The sequence below is a fragment of the Peribacillus sp. TH27 genome (genome assembly GCF_016650915.1).
Classification (GTDB): domain Bacteria; phylum Bacillota; class Bacilli; order Bacillales; family DSM-1321; genus Peribacillus; species Peribacillus butanolivorans.
In genome coordinates this window covers 4,689,306-4,706,499 of record NZ_JAEKEV010000002.1, presented here as the reverse complement: position 1 = coordinate 4,706,499, position 17,194 = coordinate 4,689,306, and the positions used below count along the sequence as shown (strand labels likewise).

Annotated in this window: 14 protein-coding genes; 1 reads left to right on the top strand and 13 read right to left on the bottom strand. The window is 39.4% G+C overall.

Features of this window, described 5'->3' with window-relative positions:
• Positions 1–19 precede the first annotated feature (19 nt).
• From hemB to hemA, 5 genes are read right to left on the bottom strand one after another with little or no spacing between them, the layout of a single operon-like run.
• Entirely contained in the window at positions 20–1,015 is a 996-nt protein-coding gene (gene hemB, locus JFU24_RS24015; protein ID WP_053347173.1) for a porphobilinogen synthase, read from the bottom strand.
• Entirely contained in the window at positions 1,012–1,809 is a 798-nt protein-coding gene (locus JFU24_RS24010) for a uroporphyrinogen-III synthase (protein ID WP_201223474.1), read from the bottom strand. Before JFU24_RS24010 ends, hemB begins: the two co-directional genes overlap by 4 nt.
• On the bottom strand, positions 1,809–2,741 hold the full coding sequence (gene hemC, locus JFU24_RS24005; protein ID WP_053347175.1) for a hydroxymethylbilane synthase: 933 nt from the start codon (positions 2,739–2,741) through the stop codon (positions 1,809–1,811). Before hemC ends, JFU24_RS24010 begins: the two co-directional genes overlap by 1 nt.
• Before the next feature lie 9 nt (positions 2,742–2,750).
• A complete protein-coding gene (locus JFU24_RS24000) occupies positions 2,751–3,581 on the bottom strand; it encodes a cytochrome C assembly family protein (protein ID WP_201250601.1) in 831 nt (276 codons plus the stop codon).
• 10 nt (positions 3,582–3,591) lie between these two features.
• Complete coding sequence (hemA, locus tag JFU24_RS23995) at positions 3,592–4,941, bottom strand: glutamyl-tRNA reductase (RefSeq protein WP_201186056.1); 1,350 nt, start codon at positions 4,939–4,941, stop codon at positions 3,592–3,594.
• Positions 4,942–5,192: 251 nt separating this feature from the next.
• Between hemA and JFU24_RS23990 the strand changes: the two genes are divergently transcribed.
• Positions 5,193–5,675: a LiaF transmembrane domain-containing protein gene (locus JFU24_RS23990; protein ID WP_201250600.1), complete on the top strand. Its 483-nt coding sequence runs from the start codon at positions 5,193–5,195 to the stop codon at positions 5,673–5,675.
• A 72-nt stretch (positions 5,676–5,747) separates the two neighbouring features.
• On the opposite strand, the gene yihA is transcribed toward JFU24_RS23990, so the two are convergent.
• The 8 genes from yihA to leuC form a co-directional block, all read right to left on the bottom strand.
• The gene (yihA, locus tag JFU24_RS23985; protein ID WP_053347179.1) at positions 5,748–6,329 is read right to left on the bottom strand and encodes a ribosome biogenesis GTP-binding protein YihA/YsxC; all 582 of its coding nucleotides are present in this window, start codon (positions 6,327–6,329) and stop codon (positions 5,748–5,750) included.
• On the bottom strand, positions 6,326–8,647 hold the full coding sequence (lon, locus tag JFU24_RS23980; RefSeq protein WP_053347180.1) for an endopeptidase La: 2,322 nt from the start codon (positions 8,645–8,647) through the stop codon (positions 6,326–6,328). The genes yihA and lon overlap by 4 nt, the downstream gene beginning before the upstream one ends.
• Before the next feature lie 253 nt (positions 8,648–8,900).
• Positions 8,901–10,571, bottom strand: coding sequence for an ATP-dependent protease LonB (lonB, locus tag JFU24_RS23975; protein ID WP_201250599.1), 1,671 nt, complete (start codon positions 10,569–10,571; stop codon positions 8,901–8,903).
• Between the two features lie 194 nt (positions 10,572–10,765).
• Positions 10,766–12,034, bottom strand: coding sequence for an ATP-dependent protease ATP-binding subunit ClpX (gene clpX / locus JFU24_RS23970; protein ID WP_053347182.1), 1,269 nt, complete (start codon positions 12,032–12,034; stop codon positions 10,766–10,768).
• 432 nt (positions 12,035–12,466) lie between these two features.
• Entirely contained in the window at positions 12,467–13,759 is a 1,293-nt protein-coding gene (gene tig, locus JFU24_RS23965) for a trigger factor (protein ID WP_201186062.1), read from the bottom strand.
• 185 nt (positions 13,760–13,944) lie between these two features.
• Positions 13,945–14,979: a tetratricopeptide repeat protein gene (locus tag JFU24_RS23960; RefSeq protein ID WP_056525606.1), complete on the bottom strand. Its 1,035-nt coding sequence runs from the start codon at positions 14,977–14,979 to the stop codon at positions 13,945–13,947.
• A 166-nt stretch (positions 14,980–15,145) separates the two neighbouring features.
• A complete protein-coding gene (gene leuD / locus JFU24_RS23955; RefSeq protein WP_201186063.1) occupies positions 15,146–15,745 on the bottom strand; it encodes a 3-isopropylmalate dehydratase small subunit in 600 nt (199 codons plus the stop codon).
• 28 nt (positions 15,746–15,773) lie between these two features.
• A complete protein-coding gene (leuC, locus tag JFU24_RS23950; protein ID WP_201186064.1) occupies positions 15,774–17,183 on the bottom strand; it encodes a 3-isopropylmalate dehydratase large subunit in 1,410 nt (469 codons plus the stop codon).
• Positions 17,184–17,194 lie beyond the last annotated feature (11 nt).

Sequence of the window (17,194 nt, the reverse complement as noted above, 5' to 3'; positions counted from 1 at the left end):
TCTAACAGGTTATATTTTTTTATCTTTTATTATCTTCATCAATCCAGCGTGCTACCTCTTTTGAAAAATACGTAATGATTAGGTCCGATCCTGCACGTTTTAAGCCTGTCAGCATTTCCATTACAATTGCTTTTTCATCAATCCAGCCATTATTGGCCGCAGCTTTTACCATGGAATATTCTCCGCTCACATTGTATGAAACAACAGGAAGATTAAAGTTATTTTTTACATCTCTGATGATGTCCATATAAGAAAGGGCTGGTTTCACGATTAAGAAATCCGCACCTTCAGCAACATCTGATTCCGCTTCACGGAACGCTTCAAGACGATTCGCAGGATCCATTTGGTACGTCTTCCTGTCACCAAATTGTGGCGCGCCATTCGCAGCTTCACGGAATGGGCCGTAAAAGGCTGAAGCGTATTTTACAGCATAGGACATGATTGGGATATCTTCATAACCCGCTTCATCCAAACCTGCACGAATGGCCGCAACAAATCCGTCCATCATGTTAGAAGGTGCAATGATATCAGCGCCCGCTTCGGCCTGGCTAATAGCTGTTTTTGCAAGAAGGTTAAGAGAAGCATCGTTTAAAATCTTGTCTCCCTCAACGACTCCACAATGGCCATGGCTTGTATACTCACAAAGACATGTATCAGCAATGACAATGATTTCCGGGTATTGTTTTTTGATAAGACGGGTCGCCTCTTGTACAAGACCGTTATGATGAAAAGCACCTGTGCCATGTTCGTCTTTATCATGATCAAAAGGGACACCAAATAAAATGACTGATTTAATGCCTAGACTCACGACTTCATCCATTTCTGCTCCCAGATTATCCATAGAAAGCTGATAAATACCGGGCATCGAGCTAATTTCATTTTTTACGTTTTCTCCGTCAATGACGAAAATCGGATAGATTAAATCCTCTTTATGCAATTGTGTTTCACGGACTAGAGCTCGCATGCCAGCACTTGCACGCAGGCGACGGTGGCGATTGAATGGAATGTCTTTCATTTTAAAGTTCCTCCCTTATTATTCTTTTTTACAATGAATCGTATTAATTCCTCAACCATTGCTTCTGTTGTATAAACATCTGGACACACATCGACAGTTAAACCATGTTTAGAAGCCGTTTTAGCAGCAATTGGTCCGATGCAAGCAATGATAATGCTTTCTATGTATGTACCCAATTTATTGCGGTCTATAATCTGTAAGAAGTGCTCTACCGTTGAAGAGCTTGTAAAGGTTATGATATCAATTTTTCGACTCACTATCAGTTGAACAAGTTTTCTTTCACTCTCATCAGGAAGTACGGTATGATAAACAATCACTTCATCACAGGAGGCACCAGTTTTATTAATCTCATCCGCAATGACCGTGCGCGCGAGATTTCCTTTTGCCAGCAAAACGCGGGATCCAGGTTGAAGTAGTGAAATGAACTCCGAAACAAAACCTTCAGCAACAAACTGAGATGGAATAAAATCCGCCACATATCCATGGCGCTTCAGTGCTTCTTCTGTTTTTGAACCGATAACAGCTATTTTTGGAAGCCTAACAGGCTTTTTTCCGAGAAGTGTAAAGAGGAATTCAACCCCATTTTGACTAGTTAAAATAATCCAGTCGTAGCTATCTAATTCTTCTAACCGCAGCTGCACTTCTTCCCGATGATCAGGAAGAGTGAACTCAAGCAAAGGAACGAGAAGCGGAGTTCCACCATTTTTTTCAATCGAAGCTTTTAATCCATCAGCCTGTCTTTTCCCTCTGGTGATTAACACCTGATAATCTTTGAGAGGTTGAAAGGGCTTCATTACTGATCAAGCTCCTCTTTTACACGATCGATTAACTCTTTACCGCCAAATTCACTAATAAGTTTAGCAGCATTATGTCCAACTGCTTCTGGGTCAGACCCTTCAACCATTTCTTTATAAATCAATTTACCATCCGGAGAAGCGACCAATGCAGTTAATGAAATATCTCCATTGTCTTTTGCTACCGCGAAGCCGGCAATCGGCACCTGACAGCCGCCTTCCATTTTATCTAAAAATGCACGTTCTGCTTCAACTGTTCTTTTCGTTTTTTCACAGGTGAATTTCGCAAGCTCAGCCAGTAAATCTTGATCGTCAGCACGGCATTCAATAGAAAGTGCTCCTTGGCCAACTGCTGGTATACAAATATCTTCATCTAAAAATTCTGTTACGACGTCCTGCTTCCATCCCATTCTTGAAAGTCCGGCTGCAGCTAAAATAATAGCATCGTAATCTTCAGTTTTCAGCTTATTCAGGCGGGTATCGATATTACCGCGAATCCACTTAATTTCAAGGTCTGGTCTTCTTGCTAGGATTTGAGCACCACGGCGTAAACTGCTTGTCCCAATGATAGAACCTGGCTTCAGTTCAGATAGAGTTTCATGGTTTTTTGAAATCAAGGCATCTCGGTGGTCTTCTCTCGGTGGAATGCAGCCAATCGTCAAGCCTTCTGGAAGTACCGCCGGCATATCTTTCATACTATGTACAGCCATATCGATTTCTTTATCAAGCATAGCTTGTTCGATTTCTTTTACAAATAAGCCTTTGCCTCCTACTTTAGAAAGCGTTACATCGAGGATTTGATCCCCTTTTGTGACAATTTCCTTCACCTCGAACTCGTATGGAACACCAAGCTCTTTAAGTTGATTAATAACCCAGTTCGTTTGGGTAATCGCTAATTTACTACGTCTAGAACCGACAATAATTTTTCTCATAATTTCCTCCTATGTATTCCAAAAGTGGAATGTTGAAAGGCTTCCAAAAAGGAAAAAGTTAATTAACACAATCATGAAAGATCCAATATTCAGAAAGGCTAGTGTCCTTCCATACATTTGTTTCCGAATTTTCAAGTATAAAAACACGCTGTAACCGATGAGCAAAATAAATGAGCCGATAATTTTCATATCCAGCCAGGATACTCCAGGTACTTTTATATAGGCCCATTGAATTCCCAAGATAAGGGAGACCACTAATAATGGGACTCCGATTACTGCAAGGACATATGACATATGCTCAAGTTTTGTTAAATCTCCGAGACGAAGCAGCCGTTTCCCCCATTTTTTTCGTTTCAATAAATCATATTGAATTAAGTAGAGTAGGGAAAATACGAAAGAAAGTGTAAAAGCCCCATAAGATAGAATGGCAAAAGTAATATGTATGAGCAAAAGCTCTGAAACGAGCTGCTGTGCGAGCACTTCTGATTCTATCTGAACTGGTGCAAAGGTATGAATAGCCATAACCATAAAGCCTAATACATTGGTAAAGAAGACCGTAAAATCGACTCTAAGCAATCGATTAATAATTAATGATAACGAAATGAGGACCCATGCATAAAAATATAAGCCTTCAAAAATCGTCAATACTGGAAACCTTCCCGTTTTAATTACATATAGAAACAAAAAAATTGTTTGCAGCACCCAAACAATAGAAAGCAACCAGAAGGCAACTTTATTCGCCTTCTGGTTATTATTAAGGAAGTCAATAAAATATAAAAGCATACTGATGGCATACAACAATACAGTGGCTTCATGTAATCTTGTCATTAGTAATTCCATATCTACCTCATTACTGGACAGGAACTGGATTTAATAGGGATGTCTTGGCGCTGTTCCGTTCATTTTCGTCATCCACTACCAACTGTTCTTCAATCAATTCCTCTAAATGAAAGATCTTCACGAAATTATTTAATTGCTCTTTTGCATTCGGCTCATCTGCAAGTTCTTTGGCATATAAAATCGGATCTTTCAGCATTTGGTTGATAATGCTCTTCGTATGCTTGTTCAGAACTTTTTTGTCGCGTTCGCTTAAGTGTGGAAGTTTTCTCTCAATGCTTTCCATCGTTTCCTTTTGAATCGACAGTGATTTTTCACGTAAAGAGGAAATAACAGGAACTACGCCAAGCAAATTAATCCACTGATTAAAATCAACAATTTCTGATTCAATCATTAATTCGATTTTCTCCGCTGCTTTTTTACGCTCCTCAATATTCGCTTGCACTATTCCCTCAAGATCATCAATGTCATACAAGAAGACATTCTCCAGCTCAGCTAATTTTGGATCAAGGTCACGCGGTACTGCGATGTCGACCATGAAAATAGGACGACCTTTGCGAAGCTTGTTCACGAACGTCATCATTTCTTTTGTTACGAGAAGATTTTTTGAACCAGTGGAAGTAATTAAAATATCCGCTTCCACTAAGGCACATTGCAACTCTTGAAGCTGTTTTGCTTTACCATTAAATCTTTCAGCCAAGTCGACTGCTTTCTGATACGTACGGTTGATAACCGTAATACTATCTGCACCGTTACTGTGCAGATTTTGAATAGCCAGTTCTCCCATTTTTCCTGCACCAAGAATCAAGACATTCTTGCCGTTTAGTCCACCGAAGATTTTTTTTGCAAGCTCGACTGCCGCATAGCTAACAGAAACTGCATTCGTATTAATTTCCGTTTCTGAATGAGCCTTTTTTGCTAATGTAAGGGATTGCTTGAAGAGATGGTTAAAAACCGTACCAAGCGTATCTTCTTTCTGACCTAACATATAGCTTGAGCGAACTTGTCCCAAAATCTGTGTTTCTCCAAGAATCATGGAATTCAAGCCGCAAGTAACTGAAAATAAATGCTCGACTGCTCCATCGCCTTCATAGATAAACAGATATTTAGAGAATTCTTCCTTATCGATGTTAAACCATTCTGAAAGAAATTCCTTGATATAATATCGGGTTGTATGAAGTTGGTCACCGACCGCAAATATTTCCGTTCTATTACATGTTGAAATAATAACATTTTCCAAGATGCTTTTTTTATTTTTAAGAGCTTTCATTGCCTCGGCAAGTTCGGCTTCGTTAAACGACAGTTTTTCCCGAATTTCTACAGGGGCAGTTTTGTAATTAATACCAACCGCTAGAATATGCATCCTTTTTTTTGCACCCCCAAAATTTTTCATGTAAATTTATTATACCATGTACTAAAATTGATTCACGCAAATAATATGAACAGTTTATGAAAACGTATGCTACCATTAAGACTGCCAAAACACCTGAATAGCTACAAAAGGTATTAGAGCGGTGATTTGTAATTTATATACATACTTCGACATTGTGTACAAAAGTACCATATCAAAAATGCCCAAAAACTTCAAGTAATCGAATTGGATAGGAGGATAAAATGAAAACGCATCGTATTTTCCCTGGAATCGTTTTAATCGGTTTCGGACTCTATTTTTTTCTTGAACATTCACAAATAGAAATCTTTCCAGGCTTTTTTAGCTGGCCCACCTTATTATGTATCGTTGGTATCGCCTTCTTAATACAGGCTTATAGCGGTAATGAATTTGATTCAATCCTTCCCGGCGTCATTTTGCTCGGGTTCGGCGCTCATTTCCATATCGTTGAGAACCTAGATATTTGGCCGGATAATATAGGTATCTTTATTTTAATCATATCTCTAGGATTTATTCTCCGTGCCCGCAAAACAAATTCTGGAATGTTACATGGGATGATATTATTTATCATCTCAATCCTTATTTTATTTTATGATAAAATCTCTACTTCTTTCGGCATCCTCGAAACAAGTACGGCAAATATTGAAAAGTTTTGGCCGTTTGTGTTGATGGGAATTGGGGTTTACATATTAATCCGAAAAAAATAAAGCTTTAAAAAACTAAGGCGAATTTCATGCAGAAAAGGGTATTTCCATATACGGAATACCCTTTTCTTTTTGTTACATATATTTCTTAAGAACGCCCCAGGCCTGTTCTTTTCCTTCGCCTGTTTCTCCTGAGAAAAGAAGCAATTCATCTTCCCTTTCCATATTAAGCGTTTGGCGTGTCACTTTTAAGTGCTTCTGCCATTTGCCTTTTGGAATTTTATCCGCTTTTGTGGCGATAACAATCCGTGGCAGGTCATAATGCTTTAGGAATTCATACATTGCGATATCATCCTTAGTCGGTGGATGACGCAAATCGACGATTAAGAGCGCAGCACGAAGCTGGTCACGGGAGGTGAAATACGTTTCGATCATTCTCCCCCATGCATCACGCTCAGTTTTAGAAACCTTTGCATAGCCATAACCCGGTACATCCACAAAATGAAGTGCTTCATTTATGATGTAAAAATTCAACGTCTGCGTCTTACCTGGTTTAGAGGAAGTACGCGCCAAATTTTTTCGATTAATCATTTTGTTAATAAAACTCGATTTCCCTACATTGGAACGGCCCGCTAAGGCAAACTCCGGGATTGGAGTGTTTGGATATTGTTCAGGCTTTACAGCACTTATGACAATATCTGAACTTGTTACTTTCATTCGTTCACACCTACCAATGCATGCTCAAGGACTTCATCAACGTGTGAAACTGGAACAAATGTTAATTCTTTACGGACACTTTCCGGGATATCATCAATATCCTTTTCGTTATTTTGCGGGATGATGATTTTCGTAAGTCCTGCCCGGTGAGCCGCTAAAGATTTTTCTTTAAGGCCGCCGATTGGAAGAACTCGTCCGCGTAATGTAATTTCGCCTGTCATGCCTACCTCTTTTCTGATCGGCCTATTAGTAAGGGCCGATATTAACGCTGTTGCAATCGTGATGCCTGCGGAAGGACCATCCTTAGGGACAGCACCTTCAGGAACATGAATATGAATATCATATTTTTCATGGAAGTTCGTATCAATATGAAGTTTCTCGGTTTTCGAACGGACGTAACTAAAAGCAGCCTGAGCCGATTCTTTCATTACATCGCCAAGTTTTCCTGTCAAAATAAGCTTGCCTTTACCTGGTGATAAAGAAACCTCGATTTGTAGCGTATCGCCACCTACCGACGTGTAAGCTAATCCATTAGCGACACCGACTTGGTTCTCGACTTCCGCTTGTCCATAATGGAACATCGTTTTCCCTAAAAACTCCTCGACATTCTTTTCAGAAATGACAACCCGTTTTTTATCTCCGGATACGATGATTTTCGCAGTCTTTCGACAGATGCTTGCAAGCTGTCGTTCCAGACTCCGGACACCAGCCTCCCGGGTATAATAACGGATGATTTTAGTAAGGGCTTCCTCACGAATTTGCAGTTGGGTCTTCAATAAACCATGGTTTTCTAACTGTCTAGGCAGTAAATGATCCTTGGCAATATGAAGTTTCTCTATTTCAGTATAACCCGCAATCGAAATGATTTCCATACGATCACGAAGCGGCCCCGGAATTGTGCCCAAATTATTCGCAGTTGCAATGAACATAACTTTGGAAAGGTCATAGGTTTCCTCTATATAATGGTCACTGAAATTATGATTTTGCTCCGGATCGAGCACTTCAAGCATCGCTGCAGATGGATCTCCCCTAAAGTCATTTGACATCTTATCCACTTCATCCAGTAAAAAGACAGGATTAATCGTTCCAGCTTTTTTCATACCCTGGATGATCCGGCCTGGCATTGCCCCTACATAGGTACGGCGGTGCCCACGGATTTCTGATTCATCACGCACTCCACCTAAGGAAACCCGAACGAAATTCCGGTTCAGGGATGCAGCGATTGATTTAGCCAAGCTTGTTTTCCCAACCCCAGGAGGGCCCACTAAGCAAAGGATTGGTCCCTTCAATGAATTGGTCAATTGCTGAACAGCTAAATACTCAAGTACCCGCTCTTTTACCTTTTCCAACCCATAATGGTCACGGTTTAGAATTTTTTCAGCTTTATGAATATTCAAGTCGTCTTTCGAAGCTTTAGACCAAGGAAGCGAGATTAACCAATCAATATAGTTGCGGATGACGGAACTTTCAGCTGAGCTTGACGGAACCTTTTCATAACGGTCCAATTCCTTTAATGCTGTTTCTTTAATATGCTCCGGCATATCCGCTTCTTCTATCTTTTCAGTAAGAACGGTAATTTCACCTGTTTTGCCTTCTTTATCTCCCAATTCCTTTTGAATCGCTTTCATCTGTTCACGCAAATAATATTCTTTTTGCGTCCGCTCCATGGAACGTTTAACACGCTGACCGATCTTTTTCTCAAGAAAAAGAACTTCTTTCTCGTTATTAATGATCTCAATAACACGGCTTAAACGTTTTTTCATATCAATAGTCTCAAGTACTTCTTGCTTTTCCTTCAATTTCAAAGGCAAATGCGAAGCAATTATATCAGCTAGTCTTCCCGGCTCTTCAATATCGGAAGTAGCTGAAAAGGTTTCACCGGTTATTTTCTTGGACATCTTTATGTATTGTTCAAAATAATCCAGCAAAGTACGCATTAATGCTTGATGTTCCGCATCTTTTTCATCGCTGTCTTCATATATTTTAATCTTGGCACCATAATGTGTCTCATAATCGTAAAATTCGATGACCTCTGCTCGGTTTAATCCTTCCACCAACACTCGGATTGTACCGTTTGGAAGCTTCAACATCTGTTTTACCTTTGTTAAAGTCCCCATTGTAAATAAATCTTCTTCACCTGGTTCGTCCAACGAAACATCTTGCTGTGTCGTCAAAAATATAAGATGGTCTTCCACCATTGCTTTCTCAAGGGCTTGTACCGATTTATCTCGGCCTACATCTAAATGAAGTACCATCGTTGGATATACAAGCAGTCCTCTAAGCGGCAGGAGGGGGACGATGATTTCTTTATCAGTCATTTCCTGACACCTCCATCTAATTAGTATCGTCGTTGTAAACTATTTACCCATGTTCTCAACCTTTTAACAATTCTATCCTATTTATATAGAAGTGTCTATTTGTTTACCTTAACACGTTTCTACTGCTTTTATTATCTCCAATATTAGATAAAAAAGCACGTATGAATAAGCTATTATTTTTCTGTTAGGTTTATTTCGTGAAATTGTTATGGTCCTTAAAATGCCCCGGTCTGATCAAACCGGGGCATTTCTTTTATACACTTTCTTTTTTCGATAGGTCCAAGGATGTGAGAATTTGTTCCGACATCAACTCTTTTTTCAGTGCCCGGTCAAATACTTCTTTCACATTCGAAACGGGAATGATCTCAATATCCTTGATTTCTTGGAGCAATGGCTGCATGTTTTCTGCTGGAATGATTACTGTCTTTGCTCCAGCCAGTTTTGCAGCCTTGATTTTCGGAATAACTCCGCCAATCGGTTTAACGCCGCCATGAATGCTGATTTCTCCAGTCATCGCTAGTGTGTGATCAACAGGGATTTTATAGATTGCCGAGTATATACCTGTAGCCATTGCAATTCCCGCTGAAGGGCCATCTACAGGACTTCCACCAGGAAAGTTTACATGGATATCAAATTGGTCGGCCGGCACTCCCATCGAACGTAAAACCGTGATTACATTTTCAATTGAACCTTTTGCCATGCTCTTGCGGCGGATTGATTTCCCATTCCCCCCGCCGATGCTTTCTTCTTCAACAATACCGGTTATATTTATCGAACCGGTTTCATTAGAGGCCGCCATAACCGTTACCTCAATTTCTAGCAATGCCCCGCTGTTGGGCCCATAGACGGCAAGACCGTTAACGAGGCCTATTTTTGAATTAGATTCAATTTTCCGATCCATTCGCGGTGTCAGTTGACTGCTATGAGCCATCCAATCAATATCTTCTTCCCTTATAAATGATCGGTTTTCATTAATCGAAATACCCGCGAGAGTCTGAATCATATTAACAGCTTCTCTACCATTTCGGGCATAATCCGAAATCGATTGTAATCCTTTTTTACTAATCGTGATTCCTACTTTATCGGAGGCATTTTTAGCAACTGTAATGATTTCTTCCCGGTCAAGTTCACGGAAAAACACTTCAATACATCTCGAGCGAATCGCAGGTGCAATTTCATTTGGCGTCCTGGTTGTGGCTCCAATCAAGCGAAAGTCAGCCGGGAGTCCATTTTTAAAAATATCATGAATGTGAGTAGGAATATTTTGATTTTCTTCTTGATAATAGGCACTTTCGAGAAACACCTTACGATCTTCCAACACTTTTAACAGCTTATTCATCTGTATTGGATGAAGCTCTCCTATTTCATCTATAAACAATACGCCTCCATGAGCATTGCTAACAGCACCCTGCTTTGGCTGTGGAATACCAGCCTGGCCCATTGCTCCAGCTCCCTGATAAATTGGATCATGCACAGACCCAATTAATGGGTCGGCAATACCCCGCTCATCGAATCTAGCTGTAGTCGCATCCAATTCAACAAACACAGCCGAATTTTTAAAAGGAGATTTCCCATTTTTTTTCGCCTCTTCTAATACAAGCCTAGCAGCTGCTGTTTTCCCTACTCCTGGGGGACCGTAAATAATCACATGCTGAGGATTCGGCCCACATAAGGCCGCCTTTAAGGATTTAATGCCATCTTCCTGACCGACAATTTCGTTAAACGTACATGGCCTAACCTTTTCGGCCAATGGCTCTGTTAACGAAATCGACCTCATCTTTCGTAATTGATCCATTTCTTTTCGTGAATCACGGTCAATAGAAACTTTTTGCGTCCGCTGACCTTTCAATAAATTCAAAAAATACAATCCAATTACAATCCCAAAAAACAGCTGGATAAACAACGCTATTCCTGTCCAATTCATCGTATTCCCTCCTGCACTCGCCTAGTTTGTCATTTCTGTTAGTATCTCCTAGGGCAGGTCGAAATTATCCAAGAAATTCAGGTTGTAAATTTTGGAGTTTTAATCGTAAACATCAGCAAATTTCCATCATGACATCCTAAAAAGCAAAAAAAAGACTGCCAGCATGAACTGACAGTCTTTACGTTTTTATTAAGTTAAGCAGATGTTTTCTTTTCTTGTCCTTTGATGGTTGTACCGTCTTTAAGGACTAGCTTTGGAGATTCATTTTTCGAAATCGTACTACCTGTGATTACGCATTTTGCAACATCGTCACGGGAAGGAAGATCAAACATCACTTCAAGAATGATGCCTTCAATAATAGAACGCAGACCACGTGCACCTGTTTTACGTTCTATTGCCTTTTTAGCAATTTCACTTAGCGCTTCCGGTTCGAATTCCAATTCAACATCGTCCAGCTCAAGTAATTTTTGGTATTGTTTCACAAGAGCATTTTTCGGTTTTGTCAGGATTTCAATCAATGCAGCTTCGTCTAATTGCTCAAGAGTAGCAATTACTGGAAGACGGCCGATGAATTCCGGAATCAATCCGAAACGAAGTAAGTCTTCAGGAAGAACTTTAGAAAGCAATTCTTTTTCTGCAACATCATCCTTTTTCACATCAGAGCCAAAACCGATAACTTTTTGACCAAGACGGCGTTTGATGATTGGTTCGATGCCATCAAAGGCACCGCCGCAGATGAATAAAATATTGGTAGTGTCGATTTGGATGAACTCTTGATGAGGATGTTTACGTCCCCCTTGTGGCGGTACGCTAGCAACCGTTCCTTCAAGAATTTTTAGCAACGCTTGTTGCACACCTTCACCAGACACATCTCGTGTAATAGAAGGGTTTTCAGATTTACGGGCAACTTTATCAATTTCATCGATATAAATGATGCCTTTTTCCGCTTTTTCCACATCATAATCAGCAGCTTGGATCAATTTAAGAAGGATGTTTTCCACATCTTCCCCTACATATCCAGCTTCCGTTAATGAAGTTGCATCAGCAATAGCAAAAGGAACATTCAGAAGACGTGCTAATGTTTGCGCAAGAAGAGTTTTCCCGCTTCCCGTCGGTCCGATTAAAGCGATGTTACTTTTAGAAAGCTCTACATCGTCGACTTTGCTATTGGAATTGATACGTTTGTAATGATTGTAAACAGCAACAGCTAAAGATTTCTTCGCCTGTTCTTGTCCAATCACATATTCGTCAAGAATTTCACGAATTTCCATTGGCTTAGGTACATCCCTGAATTCAACTTCTTCATCAGTACCCAGCTCTTCTTCAACGATTTCCGTACAAAGCTCGATACACTCGTCACAAATATATACACCTGGACCAGCAACCAGTTTACGGACTTGTTCTTGTGTTTTACCGCAAAAAGAACATTTTAACTGTCCTTTTTCATCATTAAATTTAAACATGAACATTCACCCCTTTAAATACTCTTCCAACTCTATTACAGTAGTGGTATCTAATTCCTAATAAAAAAAGACACACATCTACTAAAGCATTCCAAAACTCCTAGTATGTTTTGCATTTTATCATGTTTCTTGGAAGTTTAGTAACAATAATGCTCACGCTTGCGAGTTGTTCAATAAGTACAATAATTCAATCAATATGTATTTGCCCTTTACCAGTATGCCCAAAACTTTTGATTTTTAAAATAAGGATTTGTTGTATAAATATGTATATGCGGTATTAGAACTAATCTACACTGAAATCCAAAAAAAATCAATCAGGAAATAACTGATAATTTTAAATTTCCACAAATTCTCAATATGTATAAAACAAGGCACGATTACTCGCGCCTTGTTTTTTTGAAGAAAATATTAAAATCTACTTACTTATTAAAATTATTTTGCTTCAACTGTTTTGCTGTTTTCAACCAAGAAGTCAATTGCTTTCTTAATTTTAAGATCGCCTTTAATTCCATCTAAGTTTCCAAGAGCTTGTTTGATTGCTTCTACTTCCATTTTGTACATTTCAGCCATTTGACCAAGTTCAGCTTCTACATCTTCGTCAGTTGCTTCAAGTTTTTCAGCTTCAGCAATTGCTTCAAGAGTTAGGCTTGTACGAACTTGTCCTTCAGCTTCTTCTTTCATTTGTGCTTTTAAAGCTTCTTCGTCTTGACCTGAGAATTGGTAGTAAAGATCCAAGTTTAGTCCTTGTGATTGAATGCGTTGAGAAAACTCATTCATCATGCGGTCTACTTCGTTTGAAATCATTGCTTCAGGAACGTCCATTTCTGCACCTTCAACAGCTTTACCAATTACAGTGTTTTGTACGAAGTTTTCTTCTTCGTGTTTTTTGTCATGCTCTAATTTATGTTTTGTTTTCTCTTTAAGTTCAGCTAATGTTTCAACTTCGTCGTCAACATCTTTCGCGAACTCATCATCCAACTCAGGAAGTTGCTTTGTTTTGATTTCGTGAATTTTCACTTTGAATACAGCTGGTTTACCTGCAAGTTCAGCAGCATGGTATTCTTCTGGGAATGTTACTTCGATATCTTTTTCAGCGCCAGTTTCAAGACCAACTAGTTGTTCTTCAAAACCAGGAATGAAAGAGTTAGAACCGATTTCTAATGAATGGTTTTCAGAAGCTCCACCTTCAAATGCTTCACCATCAACGAATCCTTCGAAGTCAAGAACAACTGTATCGCCTTCAGCAGCTTGTCCTTCTTCTTTAACAACAAGCTCAGCTTGACGCTCTTGCAAAGTTTTTAATTCATTTTCAACATCTTCGTCAGTTACTTCAGTATTGAATTTTTCAACTTCAACACCTTTGTAATCTCCTAATTTAACTTCAGGCTTAACTGTTACAGTTGCAGTGAAAATTAAGTTTTCGCCTTTTTCCATTTTCTCGATGTCGATTTCTGGACGATCTACAGGCTGAATTCCAGCTTCTTCGACAGCATTTGCATAAGCATCTGGAAGAATAATATCAAGAGCATCTTGATAAAGAGATTCTACGCCGAATTTTTTTTCGAACATTTGACGTGGCATTTTACCTTTACGGAAGCCAGGTACGTTTACTTGTTTTACTACTTTTTTGAAAGCTGCGTCTAAACCTTCGTTTACTTTTGCAGCGTCAACTTCAATTGTTAATACGCCTTGATTACCTTCTTGTTTTTCCCATTTTACAGACATGTGTTTCCCTCCAAAAAATCTATATACTTCAATAATAAGCATTGGATGAATATGCTTTGCAAGTGTTAACAAGTCATCCTTCAAAAATACCCAAAAAAATTATTGGGAAATCGTCAAAATTAGACGATTATACATTACAACCACTACATTATACCACAGGATTAATCTGTTACAACAGCTATAGGTTAAATAATGGGATAAGAAATTTCCTCGATTTCTTTAATATAGGATAGAATATCCTCAACTGCTTCCTCATCAGCCAAGTATATGTCCGCTATCTTCCCGCTGATATTTTCTCCTGCCATGTATTCTTCTGCTAATGCATGATAGGCAGCCGCCCATACTGGCAGGCTTTCTGGTTCCGGTTCAAACGGATATAATAGAAAGGAATGCCGCTCGATTAAACTATGCACCATTTCAAATAAGCTTGGGTTTTTCTGACTGATTTCCGCTTCTGTAAGACTGGTAACCTTCTTATAAAATTCCGTCTCCTTCAAGCCTGCTAATTCTTTTGGAATTACGGACTTTGCTTTAGAGAATTTCTTAAGTGTCACTTCTTCGTTATATTCCTGGTCGGTAAGGATGTTAAGGAGCATCGTTTTAAAAAACGGATGGCCTTGTTCTTGTTGTAGAAATTGTTCGATTTGAGGGATAAATGGTCGAATATTTATATTCGTCAGTTTTGAAATAACTAAGAACATTTCATTATCCGTTTTCCCTTCAAACAGCTCATCCTCTTTTAATTCCTCTGCAAGCTGTTGTTTTTGCCTGTCCGCTTCCTCTTTTTTATCTTCAAGAGCCCTTTTACTGAACTGAAGCATCTTTTCAAAATGTTCCTCTTTATCAAATGGTATTTGATTTTCTTCAAATAGCATTTCAATAGTCGTAACCATTTCCTGATGCTCACTTAATTGTAAAAGCACCATTAAATAGATATTGATGAGTTGAAAATAATCACCGATGCCTTTGTTCAACATCTCTTGGCACAACTCTTTTGACTCCTCATAATACTCAAGTTCGACCAGGGAGACCACTAGTCCCATACAGACTTCATCATTTTCGGGCTCAAACTCCCGAGCTTGGCTAAAGAGCAGTGCAGCATCTCTAAAGTTTCTGTTCCCGAGCTCATCTAACCCTTTTACTATCAACCTTTCACCGAGATTTGGAAAGGAGATAATCTTGGTCTCTTCAGCTTTCTTTTGGTTGTTCTTATTATCCATCCTGTTTTCCGCCTCACCGTCGCTTTTTGAAAAACAGTTTAGCATGTAATAGTATGAAATACAAAAATTATAAGGGTGAATGAACACTTTCCACCTTTTTTTCTTCACAAAAAAAATCCCGGCCCCTTTCAAATAAGAAAGAAAGAACGGGAGATTTGTTCTTCAATTAAATACTAGAAACAACCTTTTTTTGTTGTTCATAAGCAGAAATCTCTTCATCATATTGAAGTGTAATAGAAATTTCATCCCAGCCTTTGACTAGCATTTCCTTCCAATATGGATGAATCTCAAAGCTTGCTTCAAACCCTTGACCATCTATCAATGTTTGATTAGGCAGATCAATCGTCAACTCATAGTCAGGCGCTGACACTCTCTCCATTAAATACTTAACTTCATCCTGCGTTAAAGCAATAGGAACCATCCCATTTTTCATGCAGTTACTTTTAAAAATATCAGCAAAAGACGGTGCGATGACAATATCAAATCCGTAATCTTTCAACGACCATGGAGCATGCTCACGTGAAGAACCACAACCGAAATTTTCACCTGCAATTAAAATGGACGTGTTTTGATTATGAGGCTGATTTAATTCAAAATCGGGCCGTTCCTTTCCATCCTCATCAAAACGCCAGTTATAGAATAAAAATTCACCAAATCCACTTCGCTCGATTCGTTTTAAAAATTGCTTTGGAATGATTTGATCTGTATCCACATTTTTACGGTCAAGTGCCGCGGCTCTTCCTTTATATATAGTAATGGGTTCCATTCTCTGCACCTCCAGCTAATTCGTATTCTTAATGAACTTGTTCAGCTTTTTTCAAGTTTCTAATATCGACAAATTTCCCATAAATGGCCGCTGCTGCAGCCATTGCCGGGCTAACTAAGTGAGTCCTTGCTCCAGCACCTTGACGTCCTTCAAAGTTCCGATTACTAGTGGATGCACAGTGCTCACCAGATGGAACGGCATCCGGATTCATACTTAAGCACATGCTGCATCCTGATTCACGCCACTCAAAGCCTGCGGATTTGAAAATTTCATCCAAACCTTCATCTTCCGCTTGTCTTTTAACACTTTGTGAACCTGGTACGACCATCGCTCGAACACCTTTTTGAACAGTCTGACCATCTATCATTTCTGCTGCTTGTCGCAAGTCCTCAATGCGGGAATTTGTACAAGATCCAATGAATACATGCTGAACAGGAATATTCGTTATTGGCATACCTTCTTCAAGACCCATATACTCCAGAGCACGATTCAGTTCTTTTGAATCGATGATATCTTCAGCAAAGGTCGGCACATTACCGTCAACTCCACTCGCCATTCCTGGGTTTGTTCCCCAGCTGACCATCGGCGAAATTAGGCTGCCATCAAGAGTTATTTCCTGGTCATAGACCGCATCTTCATCACTGGCAAGCGACTTCCAATCCTGAACATATTGTTCGAATTCCACTCCTTTTGGCACATATTTACGACCTTTTAAATAAGAGAATGTTGTTTCATCAGGAGCCACAAGCCCCGCTCTTGCTCCGCCTTCAATCGACATATTACATACCGTCATTCTTTCTTCCATTGACATATCTCTGAATACTTCGCCACAGTATTCAATGATATGTCCAGTACCAAAATCGACACCGAATTTAGAAATCACATATAAAATGACATCTTTCGCCATCACACCTTGACCAAGCTTTCCATTAACCTCAAGCTTTAATGTTTTTGGTTTTGTTTGCCATAGAGTTTGTGTAGCCAAAACGTGTTCGACCTCACTTGTTCCTATGCCAAACGCAATCGATCCGAATGCGCCATGTGTAGAGGTATGACTGTCACCACAAACAATCGTCATCCCCGGCTGTGTAAGACCTAATTCAGGACCAATAACGTGAACGATTCCTTGTTCCGGACTGTCTAAATCAGCAAGGCGGATGCCAAACTCCTTACAGTTTTGGTCAAGTGCTTCTAACTGTTTTCTTGCAATATCATCCTCGATGAAATAGCGATTAACAGTTGGTACATTATGATCCATTGTCGCGAATGTACGATCCGGTCTTCTAACTTTACGCCCTTTTAATCTCAATCCTTCAAATGCTTGAGGAGAGGTTACTTCATGAATATATTGAAGGTCTATATACAATAAATCCGGTTTATTTTCCTCATCATTTACAATATGCCGATCCCATATTTTTTCTATTATCGACTTGCCCATCTGTATCCACC